Source organism: Thermoanaerobacterium aotearoense (assembly GCF_009905255.1).
In the GTDB taxonomy this organism is placed as follows: Bacteria; Bacillota; Thermoanaerobacteria; order Thermoanaerobacterales; family Thermoanaerobacteraceae; genus Thermoanaerobacterium; species Thermoanaerobacterium aotearoense.
In genome coordinates this window covers 1,470,329-1,489,590 of the sequence record NZ_CP047602.1, presented here as the reverse complement: position 1 = coordinate 1,489,590, position 19,262 = coordinate 1,470,329, and the positions used below count along the sequence as shown (strand labels likewise).

General features: G+C 33.2%; 19 protein-coding genes. 17 read left to right on the top strand and 2 right to left on the bottom strand.

Going from position 1 to position 19,262, the window contains the following annotated elements; all coding sequences use genetic code 11:
• Positions 1-16: 16 nt before the first annotated feature.
• From smc to trpS, 12 genes are all read left to right on the top strand, one after another.
• Positions 17-3,565, top strand: a complete 3,549-nt coding sequence (gene smc / locus GSH73_RS07490) for a chromosome segregation protein SMC (protein ID WP_014758624.1) — start codon at positions 17-19, stop codon at positions 3,563-3,565.
• Positions 3,566-3,580: 15 nt separating this feature from the next.
• Positions 3,581-4,546, top strand: a complete 966-nt coding sequence (ftsY, locus tag GSH73_RS07485) for a signal recognition particle-docking protein FtsY (RefSeq protein ID WP_014758625.1) — start codon at positions 3,581-3,583, stop codon at positions 4,544-4,546.
• Between the two features lie 70 nt (positions 4,547-4,616).
• On the top strand, positions 4,617-4,970 hold the full coding sequence (ylxM, locus tag GSH73_RS07480; RefSeq protein ID WP_014758626.1) for a YlxM family DNA-binding protein: 354 nt from the start codon (positions 4,617-4,619) through the stop codon (positions 4,968-4,970).
• Positions 4,971-4,994: 24 nt separating this feature from the next.
• Positions 4,995-6,335: a signal recognition particle protein gene (gene ffh, locus GSH73_RS07475; RefSeq protein WP_014758627.1), complete on the top strand. Its 1,341-nt coding sequence runs from the start codon at positions 4,995-4,997 to the stop codon at positions 6,333-6,335.
• A gap of 28 nt (positions 6,336-6,363) precedes the next feature.
• Positions 6,364-6,621 (top strand): 30S ribosomal protein S16, encoded by a 258-nt coding sequence (gene rpsP / locus GSH73_RS07470; protein ID WP_013788124.1) that lies wholly within the window; start codon positions 6,364-6,366, stop codon positions 6,619-6,621.
• 25 nt (positions 6,622-6,646) lie between these two features.
• The gene (locus tag GSH73_RS07465) at positions 6,647-6,874 is read left to right on the top strand and encodes a KH domain-containing protein (protein WP_013788123.1); all 228 of its coding nucleotides are present in this window, start codon (positions 6,647-6,649) and stop codon (positions 6,872-6,874) included.
• Between the two features lie 8 nt (positions 6,875-6,882).
• Positions 6,883-7,383: a ribosome maturation factor RimM gene (gene rimM, locus GSH73_RS07460; protein WP_014758628.1), complete on the top strand. Its 501-nt coding sequence runs from the start codon at positions 6,883-6,885 to the stop codon at positions 7,381-7,383.
• Positions 7,383-8,111, top strand: coding sequence for a tRNA (guanosine(37)-N1)-methyltransferase TrmD (gene trmD / locus GSH73_RS07455; RefSeq protein ID WP_014758629.1), 729 nt, complete (start codon positions 7,383-7,385; stop codon positions 8,109-8,111). The genes rimM and trmD overlap by 1 nt, the downstream gene beginning before the upstream one ends.
• 14 nt (positions 8,112-8,125) lie before the next feature.
• Positions 8,126-8,464 carry a 50S ribosomal protein L19 gene (gene rplS, locus GSH73_RS07450; protein ID WP_014758630.1) on the top strand — a complete coding sequence of 113 codons (339 nt, stop codon included), beginning with the start codon at positions 8,126-8,128 and terminating at the stop codon, positions 8,462-8,464.
• 41 nt (positions 8,465-8,505) lie between these two features.
• Positions 8,506-9,342, top strand: a complete 837-nt coding sequence (gene ylqF, locus GSH73_RS07445) for a ribosome biogenesis GTPase YlqF (RefSeq protein WP_014758631.1) — start codon at positions 8,506-8,508, stop codon at positions 9,340-9,342.
• An 11-nt stretch (positions 9,343-9,353) separates the two neighbouring features.
• The gene (locus tag GSH73_RS07440; RefSeq protein ID WP_014758632.1) at positions 9,354-10,886 is read left to right on the top strand and encodes a YifB family Mg chelatase-like AAA ATPase; all 1,533 of its coding nucleotides are present in this window, start codon (positions 9,354-9,356) and stop codon (positions 10,884-10,886) included.
• Positions 10,887-10,900: 14 nt separating this feature from the next.
• Positions 10,901-11,884 carry a tryptophan--tRNA ligase gene (trpS, locus tag GSH73_RS07435; RefSeq protein ID WP_014758633.1) on the top strand — a complete coding sequence of 328 codons (984 nt, stop codon included), beginning with the start codon at positions 10,901-10,903 and terminating at the stop codon, positions 11,882-11,884.
• Here the strand turns inward: trpS and GSH73_RS07430 are convergent.
• Both GSH73_RS07430 and rnhB read right to left on the bottom strand, forming a co-directional pair.
• A complete protein-coding gene (locus GSH73_RS07430; protein ID WP_014758634.1) occupies positions 11,874-12,242 on the bottom strand; it encodes a YraN family protein in 369 nt (122 codons plus the stop codon). The two genes, trpS and GSH73_RS07430, sit on opposite strands and share 11 nt — an antisense overlap.
• Positions 12,243-12,246: 4 nt before the next feature.
• A complete protein-coding gene (rnhB, locus tag GSH73_RS07425) occupies positions 12,247-12,975 on the bottom strand; it encodes a ribonuclease HII (protein ID WP_038069287.1) in 729 nt (242 codons plus the stop codon).
• Positions 12,976-13,088: 113 nt separating this feature from the next.
• Between rnhB and dprA the strand changes: the two genes are divergently transcribed.
• From dprA to codY, 5 genes are all read left to right on the top strand, one after another.
• The gene (gene dprA, locus GSH73_RS07420; RefSeq protein ID WP_014758636.1) at positions 13,089-14,177 is read left to right on the top strand and encodes a DNA-processing protein DprA; all 1,089 of its coding nucleotides are present in this window, start codon (positions 13,089-13,091) and stop codon (positions 14,175-14,177) included.
• A gap of 44 nt (positions 14,178-14,221) precedes the next feature.
• The gene (gene topA, locus GSH73_RS07415) at positions 14,222-16,279 is read left to right on the top strand and encodes a type I DNA topoisomerase (RefSeq protein ID WP_014758637.1); all 2,058 of its coding nucleotides are present in this window, start codon (positions 14,222-14,224) and stop codon (positions 16,277-16,279) included.
• A gap of 84 nt (positions 16,280-16,363) precedes the next feature.
• A complete protein-coding gene (hslV, locus tag GSH73_RS07410) occupies positions 16,364-16,894 on the top strand; it encodes an ATP-dependent protease subunit HslV (RefSeq protein WP_014758638.1) in 531 nt (176 codons plus the stop codon).
• A 13-nt stretch (positions 16,895-16,907) separates the two neighbouring features.
• Complete coding sequence (gene hslU / locus GSH73_RS07405; RefSeq protein WP_014758639.1) at positions 16,908-18,290, top strand: ATP-dependent protease ATPase subunit HslU; 1,383 nt, start codon at positions 16,908-16,910, stop codon at positions 18,288-18,290.
• A 13-nt stretch (positions 18,291-18,303) separates the two neighbouring features.
• Positions 18,304-19,062 (top strand): GTP-sensing pleiotropic transcriptional regulator CodY, encoded by a 759-nt coding sequence (codY, locus tag GSH73_RS07400; RefSeq protein ID WP_014758640.1) that lies wholly within the window; start codon positions 18,304-18,306, stop codon positions 19,060-19,062.
• Positions 19,063-19,262 lie beyond the last annotated feature (200 nt).

The window sequence follows — 19,262 nt, the reverse complement described above, 5'->3', positions numbered from 1 at the left end:
ATTTTTGGAGGGTCTTATGTTTTTAAAGAAATTAGAGATAATAGGATTTAAGTCCTTTGCAGATAGAGTTGTATTGAATTTTGAAAAGGGAATTACAGCAATTGTTGGCCCGAACGGAAGTGGGAAAAGCAATATTTCAGATGCTGTAAGGCTTGTTTTAGGAGAACAAAGCATTAAAAGTTTAAGAGGAAATAAATTGGAAGATGTCATTTTTGTAGGCACAGAAAATAGAAAGCCGTTGAGTTTTGCGGAAGTCACGTTGACACTTGATAACAGTGATCACATGCTTCCACTGGATTTTACTGAGGTTGTAATAACCAGAAAAATATTCAGATCTGGTGAAAGTGAATTTTACATAAACAAGACGCAGTGCAGATTAAAAGATGTATTTGAGCTGTTTATGGATACAGGAATAGGACGGGATGGGTACTCTATCATTGGTCAAGGTAAAATCGATGAGATTTTGCTGTCACGACCAGAAGATAGAAGGCAAATTTTTGAGGAAGCTTCTGGAATTTCAAAATACAAATACAAAAAGGAAGAGGCACAAAAAAAATTAGTTGTGACAAATGAAAATATAAATAGAATAAATGATATATTGCTGGAGCTCCAAAATCAATTAGAACCTCTGCATGAACAAAAAGTAAAAGCAGAAACTTTCCTGAAATTACAGGAAGAAAAAAAGCGCATTGATATAACAATTTATTGTCATGATATAGAAGAACTTTTTAAAAAGTTAAATAATTTTAAATCAGATTATAATGCAATTGAAAAGAATGTGTTGGAGTTAAAAACAGAAATCGAAAGCAAAAAAAGTACATTGAATGAAGCGGAATTAGAGCTTGAAAGTTTCAATAAGCAATTAGACAGAAAAAAACAAGATTATTATAATTCTATAAATGAGATAGAGACGTTAAATGGAAAGATAGAACTTTTAAATGAAAAAGTAAAAAATAGTGAAGAAAATATAGATAGATTAAAAAAATCACTTGAAGATAGTAAGAATAAATCTTCTCTTACATCAAAAGAAATAGGTGAAATCAATGAAAACATAAAAGAAATTGAATTAAAGAAGCAATATTTTGAATTAGAGTTAAGCAATCTTGTTTCAAGGTATGAATCCATAAAAGAAGAGTCTAGTTTAAAACAAATGGAAGTTGAATCTGCAAAAGAAGACGTAGTTGACATTTTAAATGAGATTGCAGAGAACAATAACATTCTTTCAAAGACGGAAGTGATGAAAACTAATTTATCTGAAAAATTAAGTGATTTAGTTAAAACGCAAAACAGTCTGCTAAACGACATTGAACTTAAAAAGCAAGAAATAAACGAAATACAAAATAACATTGATAGCCTTAATAGTGAATTAATTACATTTAAAGATGATAAAAATTCAACTGAAGAAAAATTAAAGTCATTAGAAAATAATATAAAAATTCAAAACAGGAAATATGAACAAACATTAAATGAGTACAACAGCGCCTTAGCTAGATTAAGGCTTTTAAAAGATATGGATAAGGAATATGAGGGCTATAACCACAGTATTAAAAACTTGATGAGGTACATTGAGAAGAATGAGCCATTAAGAAAGAATGTATTAGGTGTAGTCGGGGAATTAATTGATGTAAGAAGCGAATATTCTTTGGCTATTGAGATAGCCTTAGGTTCGGCAATTCAAGACATTATAACGGAAACTACCGAAAGTGCTAAGGATCTCATATCTGTGCTTAAAAAGAATAATTTTGGAAGAGCGACATTTTTGCCGCTTGACAATATAACGTACAAACCATTTGATAAATCTCTTAATATCGGCGATGGAGTAATAGGATTGGCTTCTGATATTATTGATTACGATAAAAAAATTGAAAAGGCAATAAAGTTTATTTTAGGAAGGGTAATAGTAACAAATGATTTAGATACTGCTATTTCGCTAAGTAGAAAATTTAAAAATCAATTTAAAATTGTGACATTAAAAGGCGAAGTAATCAATTCTGGTGGCTCGATTACTGGAGGAAGCATCTTAAAGTCTCAAAACATATTGAAACGGAAAGAAGATATTAAACTTGAGAATGTAAAATGCAATAAATTAGCAAAAGAATTAGAAGGATTGGAAAAGTACAAAGATAGTTTAACTAAAGAGATAGAAAAAACAAGAGAAAAATTGGACGACATAATAAATAACATCAACATTAAAGCAAGCATTTTAAATGATTTGATAAGAACTAAATCTTCTTTAGAGATGGAGATAGAAAAGTTAAACACAATTATAAAGCAAAGTACATTGGAAGAAAAACAGTTAAGAGATGTTATTAATAGCTATGACGAGGAAATTGATAAATACAAAGATAATATATCGCAACTTTATCAGAAGAAAGCTTGTTTAGATAAATTGATCAGAGATTATAAAGACAACAAAGACTCTAATGCTGATGTTCTCAATAAGTTAGAGGTACAAATAACCGATTTAAAAATTGAATTGGCAAAATACGAGCAAAAGTTGATGAATGATATTTCAAAATTAAATGAAAAGAAGTTGGAATATAATGACATTACTGAATCAATTATTGAGATAGAAAAAAGCCTTGACAAGTATGAAAATTTAAAAATAATGTATGAAAAAGATATAAATAAATCTAATGAGAAAAGTGAAATTTTAAATGAAAGGCTTAAAAAGATTAACGAAGATATACAGGAAATGGAGAGAAAGATTGAGAGAAAATTGGAAAACATAAATACTGACAAAGAGATATTGGCTAAATTAGAAGATGAATATTCTAAAGAAGTAGAAAATAAGCGGTTGAAAGAATTAAATATTCAAAAGGTAGAAATGGAGATTGAAAATATCAAAAATAAACTTTGGGAAGATTATGAAATAACTTTCAACAATGCAAAAGCAAATTTAATTAAGGAAAATATTTTGACATTGAAGCAGCAGCTATCAAAAATTAATGCATCAATTAAAGATTTAGGAATAGTCAATCTAAATGCGATAGAAGAATACAAAAATTTAAAAGAACGATACGATTTTTTGAAAATGCAATATGATGATTTAGTGGAAGCAAAGAATTCACTTAATTCAATCATTGATGATGCAAATAAAATTATAAAGACTAAATTTAAGGACAATTTTAACTTAATCGAAGCACAATTTAAAGAAACTTTTAAAAAATTGTTTGGCGGTGGCAGAGCAGAATTAATTTTGACAAATCCTGATGATTTGCTTAATACAGGGATAGAAATAAACGTACAGCCTCCTGGGAAAAAGCTTCAAAACATTTCGCTTCTGTCCGGTGGTGAAAAAGCACTAGTTGCAATATCGTTGTTATTTGCTATGATATTAATAAGGCCGACACCTTTTTGCATACTCGATGAAATAGATGCTGCGTTAGACGATGCAAATGTTGATAGATTTGCGTCTTACTTGAAAGACCTTTCCCGTGAATCACAGTTTATAGTTGTGACTCATAGAAAAGGTACTATGTCAGTTGCTGATACATTGTATGGAGTAACCATGCAGGAAAAAGGTGTTTCAAAGTTATTATCGTTAAAATTAGAAAGTGCTTAGAAAGGAATGTAATGTATGCTAAACTTCTTCAAAAAAAATAAAAAAGACGATGAAATTATAGAAAAAGAAGATAAAAAAGGACTTTATCAGAGACTAAAAGATGGTCTTGCAAGGACGAGGGATAATTTTACAGCCAAGATAGATGGCATATTATCATTTGGAAGAAAAGTAGACGATGAATTGTTTGAAGAATTGGAGGAAATTTTAATATTAGCAGATGTTGGTGTTTCTACAACAGAAAAAATTATTGACGATTTAAAAGAGAAAGCTAAGGAGCAGAAAGTTAAAGATGCAGAAAAAATAAAGGAATTGTTGGCAGAAGAAATATACGATATTATGGAGGCTAAAGAGACATCGCTTAAAATTACACCTCCAACTTTAATTTTAATTGTTGGCGTTAATGGTGTAGGTAAGACGACGACAATAGGCAAACTTGCCAATAAATTTAAAAGAGAGGGGAAAAGGGTACTGCTTGTTGCAGCAGATACATTTAGGGCAGCGGCCATAGATCAGTTAGATGTATGGGCAGGAAGAAATAATTGTGAAATAATCAGGCACGAGGAGGGTTCAGATCCGGCATCTGTCCTCTTTGACGGCATAAAAGCTGCGAAATCCAGAAATGTAGACGTGATATTGTGCGATACTGCGGGAAGGCTACACAACAAAAAAAATCTTATGGAAGAATTAAAAAAGATATACAGAGTTGCTCAAAGAGAATTTAATGAAGGCAATATAGAGACATTTTTAGTTTTAGATGCTACAACTGGCCAAAATGCAATACAACAAGCTAAAATCTTTAAAGAGGCTACAGATGTAACTGGTATAATACTGACAAAACTTGATGGAACAGCAAAAGGAGGCATTGTAATATCGATAAAATCTGAGCTTGATATACCAGTAAGGTTTATTGGTGTAGGAGAAGGTATTGACGACCTTCAAGAGTTTGATTCAGAAAAATTTGTTAGAGCATTGTTTGAATAAAAACTTGACAAATTACTTTTTCTCATATAAAATCTTAATGTAAAGGCAAGTACCTTAACAGGTGGTATATATGAATTCTGATTTTGTTGAAATGAATGTGTTGTATGATTTTTATGGCTCGCTACTTACAGGCAAACAAATGGATATATTTAAAATGTACTATATGGATGATTATTCATTAGGTGAGATATCACAAGAGCTTAATATTTCAAGACAAGGCGTATATGACTCTTTAAAAAGGGCTGAAAGCATCTTAAAATACTACGAAGATAAGTTGGGGCTTGTGAAGAAATACAATGATAACATGGAAAGGCTCTCTAAAATAAAGCGGTCTGTAGATGAAGTCAAAAAACATATTTCAGATAAAAAAGCCTTAGAGGCGTTGGAAGATATAGAAAAAGAAATTGATAGTTTGGAATTGTAAATAAAAATTGTAGGAGGTTTTTGAATGGCATTTGAAAGTCTTACTGGAAAGCTTCAAGACATTTTTAAGAAACTTAGAGGTAAAGGCAAGCTAAGTGAAAAAGATGTAAAAGAGGCTATGAAAGAAGTTAAGATAGCTCTTTTAGAGGCTGACGTTAATTTTAAAGTTGTCAAAGAATTTATAAATACTGTTACTGAGAAGTCTTTGGGGCAGGAAGTGATGGAAAGCCTAACGCCTGCGCAGCATGTCATAAAAATTGTCAATGACGAATTGACAGCATTGATGGGCTCTAAAGAAAGTAAGATCAATTTTAGCGATAAACCTCCAACAGTTATAATGATGGTAGGATTGCAAGGTTCCGGTAAGACGACTACAAGTGGCAAACTTGCTAATTATTTAAAATCTAAAGGGAAAAGTCCTGTGCTTGTTGCATGTGATATATATAGACCTGCAGCAATTAAACAGCTTCAAGTAGTTGGTTCATCCATAAATGTGCCTGTTTTTTCGATGGGTGATAAGACATCACCTGTTGACATTGCAAAGGCTTCTATAGATTTTGCAAAAAATAATAACTATAACGTAGTGATAATTGATACGGCTGGAAGGCTCCATGTAGATGAAGAATTGATGGACGAATTGAAAAACATAAAAGATGCTGTGCATCCGGATGAAATACTTTTAGTCGTCGATGCTATGACAGGTCAAGATGTTGTCAATGTAGCTGAATCTTTTAATGAGAAACTTGATGTAGATGGAGTTATATTGACAAAACTTGATGGTGATACGAGGGGTGGAGCGGCTTTGTCGGTGAAAGCTGTCACCCATAAACCCATTAAATTTATAGCATCAGGTGAAAAATTTACTGACATAGAAGTTTTTCATCCAGATAGAATGGCTTCAAGAATACTGGGAATGGGTGATGTTTTAAGTTTAATTGAAAAAGCTCAGGCACAGATAGATGAAAAAAAGGCATTAGAATTGCAAAAAAAGATTTTAGAGCAACAGTTTTCGTTTGATGACTTTTTAGATCAATTACAGGGATTAAAAAATATGGGTCCAATTGATCAGTTGTTTTCCATGATACCAGGTGTAAACATGTCAAAATTAAAAGGAATAAACATAAGTGATAAGGACATAAAGAGGATAGAGGCAATAATTCAGTCAATGACTAAGGAAGAAAGACAAAATCCTTCTATCATAAATGGCAGCAGAAAAAAGAGAATCGCTGCTGGCAGTGGTACATCGATTCAGCAAGTGAATAGCTTACTCAAACAGTTTGAGCAAACTAAGAAGATGATGAAGCAGTTTACTGATATGGGCAAAAATATGAAAATAGGCAAAAGGAAAATGCCATTTTTCAGATAGAAATTTAGCTTTAAAAGGAGGTGATAAAGTGGCAGTTAGGATTAGATTAAAAAGAATGGGTGCGAAAAAGTCACCGTTTTACAGATTTGTTGTGGCTGATTCAAGATCACCACGTGATGGTAAGTTTATAGAGGAGATTGGATATTATAATCCAGTATCTAATCCAAAGGAAATTAAAATTGATTCTGAAAAAGCCATAAAGTGGCTAAAAGTAGGTGCACAACCATCCGACACGGTTAGAGCTCTATTCAAAAAAGAAGGCATATTTGATAAAATTAACAATTAAAATGCTGTTTTAGGAAGGGATAAACATGGGTGAATTAGTTAAGTTCATTGCGAAATCTCTTGTTGATAATCCTGACGCAGTCCAAATTAATGAAATTGAAGGTGAGCAGTCAATCATAATAGAGCTTAAAGTTGCTCCAGAAGATATGGGAAAAGTTATAGGTAAACAAGGTAGGATAGCAAAAGCTATAAGAACTGTTGTTAAGGCTGCTGCAACTAAAGAAAAGAAGCGTGTCATCGTAGAAATAATTTAGGTGATTTTATGGATGATTATTTGTCCGTAGGTAAAATTACATCTGCATATGGCGTAAACGGCGAAGTCAAAGTATATCCGCTTACAGATCATTTAGATAGATTTTATGATCTCGATTATGTGTATATTTTTGATGATGAAAAAAAGGTTCAATATCAAATTGAGTCGGTAAGATTCATTAAGAATCTTGTTTTGATAAAATTTTATGCAGTGAATGACAGAAATGAGGCGGAGAAGCTTAAAGACAAATTTATAAAAATAACGATGGATGATGCTGTAGAGCTGGAAGAAGACGAGTATTTTATTAAAGACTTGATAGATATGAAAGTTTACACTGATGACAAAAGAGAGTTGGGTGTATTAAAGGACGTGTTAAAAACTGGCGCTAATGATGTGTATGTGGTAAAAACAGACGAGAGGGACATATTGATACCTGCCATTAAAGATGTGATTAAAGACGTGGATATAAATGGCAAAAAAATGATAGTCCATCTTTTGGAGGGACTATAATGGTTTTCAATGTTTTAACGATTTTTCCTGATATGTTTGAAGGTATACTAAGAAATAGCATTCTAAAAAGGGCAATTGAGAGAGAATTGATAAAAGTAAATTTGGTAAATATCAGGGATTATTCGAAAGATAAACATAAGAAAACTGATGATTATCCGTACGGCGGCGGGTATGGTATGGTAATGATGGTTCAGCCAATATACGATGCAATTAAAGCAGTCAAATCATCTAAAGATATGCCAGTTTTTTATATGGGCCCCAAAGGAAAAAAATTTGATCAAAAGAAAGCTATAGAGCTATCAAAATACGATGAAATAATGATTTTATGTGGACATTACGAGGGAATCGACGAAAGAGCGTATTCATTGATAGACGAGGAGATATCAATAGGAGATTTCATTCTGACAGGCGGCGAAATCGCTGCGATGGCAGTTATAGATTCCGTGTCAAGGTTGATACATGGTGTTTTGCCGCAAGATGAAAGTTTTATCGATGAATCTTTTTATTGTGGCTTATTAGAATATCCTCAATATACAAGGCCTGAAATATTTAATGGGATGGAAGTCCCGAAAGTGTTACTGTCTGGAAACCATGCAGAGATTGCTAAGTGGAGAAGACAGAAATCATTAGAGGCTACGCTTAATTTACGTCCAGATCTTTTAGATAGAAAGTATCTATCAGAACAAGATATTGAATATCTTAAAGAGTTAGGCTATTCAGATATTTGAAAGGAGGGAAAAAAATGAATTTAGTTGATATTGTAGAAAGAGAACAATTGAGAGAAGTACCTGAATTTAATGTTGGTGATACTGTAAGAGTACATTATAAAGTTATCGAAGGTGACAAAGAAAGAATTCAGGTTTTTGAAGGTGTTGTCATAAAGAGAAGTGGTGGATCATTAAGAGAGAATTTTACTGTAAGGCGTATTTCTTATGGTGTTGGAGTAGAAAGGACTTTCCCACTTCACTCACCTAGGATTGAAAAGATAGAGGTAGTGAGAAAAGGTAGAGTTAGAAGAGCCAAACTTTATTACGTTAGAAAAAGAGTTGGCAAAGCTGCTAAAATTCAAGAGAAAAAATAAAGGGGACTTGACTAGTCCCTTTTTCAATATTGGAGGAAATTATGTATCAATGGTATCCTGGACACATGGCAAAAACTAAACGCTTGATTGAGGAGAATTTAAAAATAGTAGATGTTGTTTATGAATTATTAGATGCTCGGATTCCCAAAAGCAGTAGAAATCCATTGATAGACGACTTAGTCAAAAATAAAAAGCGGATTATTTTGCTTAATAAATCCGATTTGGCTGATTTAGAAGTCAATAAAATGTGGAACGATTATTTCAATCTTAAAGGTCATGTAAGCCTTAATATAAATTCTTTAGATAGCAGATGCATTCAAAGTATTTACGAATTGACTTTAAAAGAGTGTAGCGATATAATCGATAAAAAAAGGCAAAAAGGCATAAAAGCCAAACTACGAGCGATGATAGTCGGTATACCTAACGTTGGGAAATCAACATTGATAAATTCTTTAACAAAAACAAAAAATGCTAAGACAGGCAACAAACCAGGTGTGACGAAATCAAAGCAGTGGATTAAAACACCTTATTTTGATTTGTTAGATACTCCAGGAATTCTGTGGCCTAAATTTGAAGACGAACATGTTGGAATAATGTTGGCTTTAACCTCTGCAATTAAAGATGAGCTATTAAATCATGAAGAGTTGGCATATTCATTACTTGATATATTGAAAATAAATTATCCAGAGCTTTTAATGAAAAGATACAAGTTGGAAGACATAGGTAAAGATGTGTTTAAATTACTTACGGATATAGGTAAATCAAGGGGTTGCTTGTCTTCGGGAGGAATTGTTGACACAGAACGTGCTGCAAAAATCATTATTGATGATTTTCGTGCAGGAAAAATTGGCAAAATATCTCTTGAAAGGCCTGATTAGGGGGATTTCTGATGCTTTCTATAACAAAAAGCATGGCAATCTTAGGTATTGACGGATATGTAGTAGATGTAGAAATTGATATATCAAATGGGCTTCCTGCTTTCGATATAGTCGGATTAGGCGATACAGAGATAAAAGAATCGAGAGATAGAGTAAGAGCTGCTATAAAAAATAGTGGATACGAATTTCCGGTTAAAAAAATAACAGTAAATTTAGCACCTGCTAATACTAAAAAAGAAGGCACATCATTCGATCTGCCGATAGCTGTAGGAATACTTATATGCACTGGACAAGTTAAATCGGTTGATTATGATACAGTTTTGCTTGGCGAGCTATCACTTGATGGATCTTTGCGACCAATTAAAGGTGTGTTGCCTATGGCTATGGATGCAAGACTCTACGGAATTAAGAGGATGATACTGCCATATGCAAACGCAAAAGAAGCTGCCATAACAAAAGATGTAGAGATTATACCTGTCAAATCATTAAAAGACGTTGTTGATTACATAAACGGCATAAAAGAAATCGACAGCATAAAAATTGATATCGATGAGCTTTTCAAAAGAGAAAATTATGATGTAGATTTTTCTGATGTAAAGGGACAGGAAAATGCAAAAAGAGCATTTGAAATTGCTGCTGCCGGTGGCCACAATGTCATGCTTGTAGGTCCTCCTGGTTCAGGCAAAACTATGTTGGCAAGAAGGTTTCCTACCATACTTCCAGAGATGACTTTGGAAGAGGCGTTAGAAGTTACCAAAATACATAGTATAGCAGGGACTTTGCCTGAAGATGTGTCACTATTGACAAACAGGGTTTTTCGAGCGCCACACCACACTATTTCAACAGTTTCTTTAGTTGGCGGCGGCAGGATTCCGAAACCAGGAGAAGTTTCTTTAGCGCATTATGGCGTCTTATTTCTTGATGAGTTTCCTGAATTTCGGAGAGATGCTATTGAAGCGCTTAGACAGCCGTTAGAAGATGAATGTGTTACGATATCACGAGTCAACGCTACTTTTACGTATCCGGCTAAGGTGACTCTCATCGTCGCATTAAATCCGTGCCCTTGTGGATATTTGGGCGACGATACTCATGAATGTAGATGTACTCCTAATGAAATAAGGCGTTATCAAAACAAGATTTCTGGTCCTTTATTGGATAGGATTGATTTGCATGTGGAAGTAAATCGCGTCGACAAGCAAAAGTATTTTGATGATGATGCAAATGTTGAAACATCAGAAATGATACGCAATAGAGTAAGAAAGGCAAGAGAGATTCAATTAAAAAGGTACAAAGGCAGTGGTATATTTTTTAATTCTCAGTTAAATAATAATATGATAAAAAAGTACATAAAACTTGATGAAAAAACTACGGATATGATAAAAGAATATTTTGATACATTGGGACTTAGCGCAAGGGCTTATAATAAAATAATAAAAGTAGCAAGGACGATTGCTGATTTAGAGGGAAGTCATGATGTTAAATATGAGCATGTTGTAGAAGCATTTCAATATAGAAATTTAAGCAATAAATACATTAGCAATTGAAAGAGGTGTTAAAGATGCAGAGAGTTTTTTCGGGTGTTCAACCAACAGGGGATATTCATATTGGCAATTACTTAGGAGCAATGAGACAGTTTGTAAAACTTCAAGATGATTATAGTTGTTTATTTTGTATTGTAGATTTACATGCATTGACTGTTCCACAAGATCCAGAGACTTTGCGAAAAAAATCCATTGAGTTGGCTGGACTTTATCTTGCCATAGGCCTTGATCCTAAAAAAGTGATTATTTTTGTTCAATCACATGTCAAAGAGCATTCAGAACTTGCTTGGTTGCTACAGTGTATGACATATTTTGGCGAGTTAAATAGGATGACTCAATTTAAAGATAAAAGCAAAGGCAAAGAGTCTGTATCAGTAGGTTTGTTTACGTATCCTGATTTAATGGCGGCGGATATCCTGCTATACGATACAAATTTTGTCCCTGTAGGCAATGATCAAAAACAACATTTAGAGCTTACAAGAGATATAGCCATAAGATTTAACAATAGATTTGGTGATACTTTTGTAATACCTGAACCGATGATTATGAAGACTGGTTCTAGAATAATGAGTTTGACTGAACCTGATAAAAAAATGAGCAAAAGTAGTGAAAATCAATATAGCAAAATAAATTTATTAGATGATCCTTCTTTGGTAAAGAAGAAAATCATGAAGGCAGTCACAGATTCAGAAAACGTGATAAGATATGATCCTGAGAATAAACCGGGTTTAAGCAATTTGCTTACGTTATACAGTGCATTTACTGACATAAGCATAGAAGATGCGGAGGCAAGATTTAAGGGACAAGGATATGGAACCTTAAAGAAAGAATTAGTTGATGTTATAGTAGAAAGGCTTCAGCAAATACAGCATAATTACAAAAATCTGGATTTAAATTTTATAAACGAAGTATTAAAAGATGGCGCTGAAAAAGCTAGTGAAATTGCAAAAACGACTGTAAATAAGGTTAAAGACAAAATGGGACTATTACCTAAAGCGTAAATGCGTCTTTTATGTGATTTATATTGTTAAGCTTAAATGTTTTTGGATCGATTAATATCTCAATTACATCAAATCTAAAAATATGATTTGCATATTTTTCGTTAAATGCTAAAAAAGCTTCTGCGACTTTAATGATTTTATTTTTTTTATGGTACGTTACTGCTTCCTTTGGATAGCCGAATTTTGTTGAAGTCCTTGTTTTAACTTCAACAAAAATCAGGCTATTTTTATTTAATGCTATTATATCTATTTCTCCGATAGAGCACCTGAAATTTTTGCAGACAATATTATAACCGGATTTTTTTAAATAATTTTCTGCAATTGTTTCTCCTAAATTACCCAATATTTTATTATTCATGTAATCAATCACCTAATATATTTTTTAAAAATGTTTTTCTGTGTATTGGACATGGGCCGTATTTTTTTATAGCTTCTATGTGTTCTTTTGTGCCATAGCCTTTATTTTTGTAAAAGCCGTACTGTGGATATATTTCATCGTATTTTTTCATCAAATTATCCCTTGTAACTTTAGCTATTATAGATGCAGCGGCAATAGAAATGCTTTTTGCATCACCTTTTACTATAGACATTTGCGCAATATCAATGTCTGGTATTGATATCGCGTCTACCAGCAAAAAATCAGCTTTAATATTGAGATTAGAAATCGCCATTTTCATCGCTTCATAAGTGGAATTCAGTATGTTTATTCTGTCAATACGTTCATTGTCTATTATGCCAATACCATATGAAATTGCCTTTTTTTTAATTATTTCAGACAATAATTCTCTTTTTGCCTCACTTAATTTTTTTGAATCGTCAATATCTGGAATAAGTGATTGCTTTGGAAGTATTACACATCCTGCAACGACAGGACCTGCTAAAGGTCCTCTTCCAACTTCGTCAATTCCTCCAATCAACTTATAATCTGAATTGTAAAGTTCATTTTCGTATTTCATTAAATTATTTAATCTACTTTTTTCTTTTTCAAGCCATCTTAAAGCATTGCTGCTTATCTTGCATCCCTCTATTTCGAATCCATAGCTATATATGTGTTCTTTTAAACTTTTTATCGTTAAAAATTGTTTTACCATTTTATCACCCAACTTATACTTATTCGACAAAAATATATAAAATACCTGCTTTTATTTTTTGTTTTTTATTATTATAATGGATAATGTTTAAAATATATATTTGAGGTGTAATAATGGATAGGAATAAAATATTTTCTGCTTGGCTTAGTTCAATTAACGGTGTAGGCGCAAAGACTTTCAAAAAGCTTGTGGATTATTTTGGAAATGCAGAAACAGTATATAAATCAAACGCGGATGATATAAAACAATTAGTCAATAATGAAAGGATCTTAAATAGCATAATAGAGGCAAAAAAGGTCGATCCGTATAAATACGCAGAAAGGTTGAATAAAGAAAAAATAAAAGTGTTATTGATAGATGATGACGAATATCCAAAATTACTTCGAGAGATATATGATGCGCCTCCAGTTTTGTATGTAAAAGGTAATATCACTGAATCTGATGATATGTCAATTGCCATAGTTGGTTCAAGAAATGCTACGTCGTACGGTAAATTGATGTCTGAAAAATTTTCATACGAATTGTCTAAGCATGGATTTACCATAATAAGTGGAATGGCCAGAGGAATTGACAGTCAAGCCCATAAAGGTGCTATAAAAGCTGGAGGAAGGACAATTGCAGTACTTGGTTGTGGAGTAAATATAGCATACCCTGAAGAAAATAAAAAACTGATGGAGGAAATAATTTCTAAAGGTGCTGTTGTATCGGAATATCCGCTTGATTATCTTCCTGTTGCTGGCAATTTTCCTGCTAGAAACAGGATAATAAGCGGCTTGTCATTAGGTGTATTAGTTGTTGAAGCAGGTGTTAAAAGTGGTTCTTTGATTACTGCCAAATTTGCGTTGGAACAGGGAAGAGATGTTTTTGCTGTTCCAGGTATTATTACAAGTGCTTATAGCAAAGGTACAAATGGATTAATAAAACAAGGTGCAAAATTAGTTGCAAATGTCAGCGATATTCTTGATGAGTATAATTTTAGAGAAGATATAAAAACAAGAATAAATGAGCGATTCGTAAATACACTAAGCAGTGAAGAACGAAAATTGTACGCTATAATATCAGAATGCCCAAGAGACATAGAAGAAATTGTGGAGATAACTAAATTTCCTATATCTAAAGTCAATTATCTTTTATCATCACTGACGATTAAGGGTCTTATTGTCAGGTTAGCTGGAAATAAATATGAAAAGAGTTTTAATTAATACGACAATTTGATATAATTAATAATTGTTTTGGAGGTATCAAAATGGAAAAATCTTTGGTAATAGTAGAATCGCCTTCTAAGGCTAAAACAATACATAAATATTTAGGAAAAAATTATAAAGTCGAAGCGTCTATGGGACACATTAGAGATCTGCCTAAAAGCCAGCTTGGGATAGATATTGAAAAAAATTTTGAACCAAAATACATAACGATTCGCGGAAAAGGACCGATAATCGAGAAGCTAAAAAAAGAGGCAAAAAATGCATCAAAAATTTACCTTGCCACGGACCCTGATAGAGAAGGAGAAGCTATATCATGGCATTTGGCAAGTTTATTAAATATTGATATTAATGAAAAATGCAGGATAGAGTTTCATGAAATAACAAAAAACGCTATACAAAATGCCATTAAAAATCCAAGGGAAATAAATATGAATTTGGTTGATGCGCAGCAAGCCAGGCGAATTTTAGATAGACTTGTAGGTTATAATATAAGTCCTTTGCTTTGGAAAAAAATAAAGAGAGGTTTGAGTGCCGGGAGAGTTCAATCGGTAGCAACAAGGTTGATTTGTGATAGGGAAAAGGAAATCGAAGATTTTAAACCGGAGGAGTATTGGAGCATATCGGCGTATTTGTACAAAGAAAAAAAGACACAACATTTTGAAGCAAAATTTTACGGTACAAAAGAGGGAAAAGTAGAATTAAAAAACGAGAAGGATGTAAACAAAGTAATAGACGATTTAACAGATGATTATGTAGTAGAAAATGTCAAAACAGGCACAAAAAAGAGAAATCCTTCTCCACCTTTTATAACAAGCACAATGCAGCAAGAAGCTTCAAAAACATTGGGTTTCACTGCGAAAAAGACCATGATGATTGCCCAACAACTTTATGAAGGTGTAGAAATAAAGGGGGAAGGCAGCCTTGGATTAATAACTTACATGAGAACAGACTCGACAAGAGTTTCCGATGAAGCTAAGAAAGCGGCCTATGAGTATATATTGCAGAAATACGGAAAGGAATATGCGAACCCGAATGCTACATATTCAAAGAAGGGAGGAAATGTGCAAGACGCACATGAAGCTATAAGACCTACATATATAGATTTAGACCCCGAAAGAATTAAAGATTCCTTAAAGCCAGATCAATATAAACTGTATAAGTTGATTTGGAGTAGGTTTTTGGCAAGTCAGATGTCACCGGCTTTATATGATACAATGAACGTTGATATTGTTAATAAAAATTACGTATTTAAGGCAAGTGGTTCTAAGGTTAAATTTGCTGGTTTTATGGTTGTTTACACAGATGATGTGGAAAGTGAAAATGAGGAGAAAATGCTTCCAATGCTTAACAGCGGAGATTTTTTGAAATTAAAGGAATTAAAGCCAGAACAACATTTTACACAGCCACCTGCAAGATACACCGAAGCTACACTAATAAAGGAGCTTGAAGAAAAAGGCATAGGAAGGCCAAGTACTTATGCACCTATAATATCCACATTATTAGAAAGAGGATATGTAATAAAAGAAAAGAAAAATCTTAAGCCAACGGAATTGGGATTTATTGTAACAGATGTAATGAAAGAATTCTTTCCGGACATAGTAGACGTAAAATTTACAGCTCAAATGGAAGAGCAATTGGATAGAATTGAAGAAGGAATTGAAAAATGGTGTGATGTCATCGATGAATTTTACAATGGGTTTAATGATTCACTGAAGGTAGCAGAGGAACAAATGAAAGATATTGAAATAAAAGATGAAGAAACTGATATCAAATGCGAATTCTGTGGTAGAAATATGGTTATAAAATATGGACGTTATGGTAAATTTTTGGCTTGTCCAGGATTTCCGGAATGTAAGAATACTAAACCATTGTACGAAGAAACTGGCGTAACATGCCCTAAATGTGGAGGCAAAATAATCATTAAGAAAAGCAAAAAGGGCAAAGTCTATTATGCCTGCGAAAATTCTTCAAATTGTGGTACGATGTTTTGGGATAGGCCAGTAGCAGAGACATGCCCTAAATGCGGTGCTTTACTTGTTGAGAAATATTCAAAAGGGCGAAAGATTATCAAATGCAGTAATTGCGATTATGTAAAGTAATTTAAATATATAAAAAATTTCGAAATATTATTGAAATGTTATAAAATTTGTGTTAATATTATATTGTTTTTGGGGGGTGAGAGTTTGTTTAAAGGTACTACTATAGTAGCTGTAAGACGAGGCAATAAAGTCTCAATAGCTGGTGATGGTCAGGTAACGTTTGGAGAAAATACAATTTTAAAACATGGCGCAAAAAAGATTAGAAGATTGTACAATGATGAGGTACTGATTGGCTTTGCTGGCTCAGTAGCTGATGCATTTACTTTATCTGAAATGTTTGAAGAAAAATTGGAGCAATACGGTGGGAATTTAAAAAGATCTGCTGTTGAGCTGGCACAGGATTGGAGAAAAGACAAAATTTTAAAAAAACTAGAGGCGCTCTTAATTGCGGCAGATAAGAATGTGACGTTAGTTATTTCTGGCAATGGAGAAGTGATTGAACCAGACAACGATGTAATTGCGATTGGTTCTGGTGGAAATTTTGCAATGTCTGCAGCACTTGCATTAAGGTATAATACAGATTTGCCGGTAGATGAAATTGCGAGAAAGTCCCTTGAGATTGCATCTCAAATTTGCGTATATACAAATGATCACATAACAGTAGAAAGCTTGTAAGGAGGGACTTAGTATGAAAAATTATACTCCAAAAGAAATTGTCGACGCTCTTGATAAATATATAGTTGGTCAAGACATGGCAAAAAGATCTGTGGCTGTAGCACTTAGAAACAGATACCGCAGAAATTTACTGCCAGACGAATTAAAAGACGAAATAACTCCTAAAAATATTTTGATGATTGGGCCTACAGGTGTAGGAAAGACAGAAATAGCACGAAGGATCGCAAAGCTTATTGAAGCTCCTTTTGTTAAAGTTGAGGCTACTAAGTTTACAGAAGTTGGTTATGTTGGACGAGATGTAGAGTCGATGATACGAGATCTGCTTGAGTCAGCCATTCGGATGGTTAAGCAGGAGAAAATGCAAAATGTCATGTTAAGGGCAAAAGAGCTTGCAGAGGAGAGAATATTAGATTACTTGATAAATGGCAGGAAAAGCAAAAGGCAGAAAAATCCCTTTGAGTTTTTGTTTAATGCACAAGGCGATGAGGATACCCACGATGATGATGGACAAGAAATAAGAATGCAAAAAGAGCAATTAAGAGAAAAAATAAGAAGCGGTGAATTAAACGATAGGATAATAGAGATTGAAATAACAGACTCTTCTTCGCCAATTCTGGAAATGTATTCAAATATAGGTGCAGAAGAAATGAACATAAATTTACAGGATATGTTTGCAGATATTTTACCTAAAAAGAAGAAGTATAAAAAAGTCCCCATAGGGGAAGCAAAGAAAATTTTAGAGGCTGAAGAAGCTCAAAATTTGATTGATATGGATGAGGTTATTGACGAAGCCATTAGGAGAACGGAACAAGACGGCATAATCTTTATAGATGAAATTGACAAAATTGCTGGAAGCGGATACACTAATGGTCCAGATGTATCTAGAGAAGGAGTTCAAAGGGATATATTGCCTATAGTAGAAGGCAGCACAGTTATGACAAAATACGGTCCTGTTAAAACTGATTATATTCTTTTTATAGCTGCAGGTGCTTTTAATGTATCTAAGGTTAGCGATTTAATTCCTGAGTTACAAGGGAGATTTCCTGTAAGAGTGGAGCTTAAATCTCTGACTAAAGAAGATTTCATAAAGATTTTGAAGGAGCCTAAAAATGCACTGACAAAGCAGTATGCGGCATTACTGAGCATTGAAGGGGTAGAAGTTGAATACACAGATGATGGAATAGATAGGATTGCAGAAATTGCTTATATAATAAATCAACAATCTGAAGACATAGGTGCAAGGCGATTACACACGGTAATGGAGAAGCTTTTTGAAAAGCTATCGTTTGAAGCTCCTGACATAACTGGTGGCAAAGTGATTATCGATAAGAATTATATCGATGAACAGCTAAAAGATAATTTGAACAAATTTGATGTTAATAAATACATACTTTAAGAGGAGGATAATAATGGGGATACTATTAGAAAAAATTAGAAAGGTAAATAAGGTACTTCAAAAGACAGGCGTTCAGCCAGTTGATTTCAATGAATTGTCTGAGATACTGAAGGATGTCATCAACTGCGATGTTTTTATAGTAAGCAGAAGAGGTAAGCTTTTAGGGAAAAATATAGAGAAATTTGTGGGAAATATAGGTGAATCGATAGTCAAAGGTATGCAGCTTTCAGAAGATTTTAATGATGAGCTTTTAAAGATATCAGAAACATCTGTAAATCTAACTGTCGAAAGTAAAGCCATGCTTGTAAAAAAGGATGACGTTTTTGAGACTGTAGTTCCTGTTTTCGGTGGTGGAAATCGACTCGGTACCCTAATGCTTTTGAGAGTAGGAGATAAATTTACTGATGATGATATTATTTTGGCTGAATACGGTGCTACAGTCATAGGATTGGAAATACTGAGATCCAAGAACTATGAAATGGAGGAAGATGAAAGGAAACGTACAGTAGTACAGATGGCTTTGGCAACATTATCTTATTCAGAGTTAGAAGCTGTGATTCACATATTTGAAGAATTAGATGGAAACGAAGGTTTGCTTGTGGCCAGTAAGATAGCTGATAAAGTTGGCATAACAAGGTCTGTAATTGTTAATGCTTTGAGAAAATTTGAAAGTGCTGGTGTTATTGAATCCAGATCGTTAGGAATGAAAGGAACTCACATAAAGATTCTGAATGATAAACTTATAGATGAGCTTAAAAAGTTAAAACGATAATGCGAAAAAAGTCCTAAATAAATTTAGGACTTTTTTCTTATGGTCTTTAAAATAATCCAGTGATATAATATATTTTGACAAAATTTGATAAATACTGACATATATTTCTTTACTTGCTCATAATACAGCTTTTATGCCAAAATAATCAATTTTTTTGAATATTTTTTGAAGGAAAATGCAATTTTGTGTCGAATAATAGT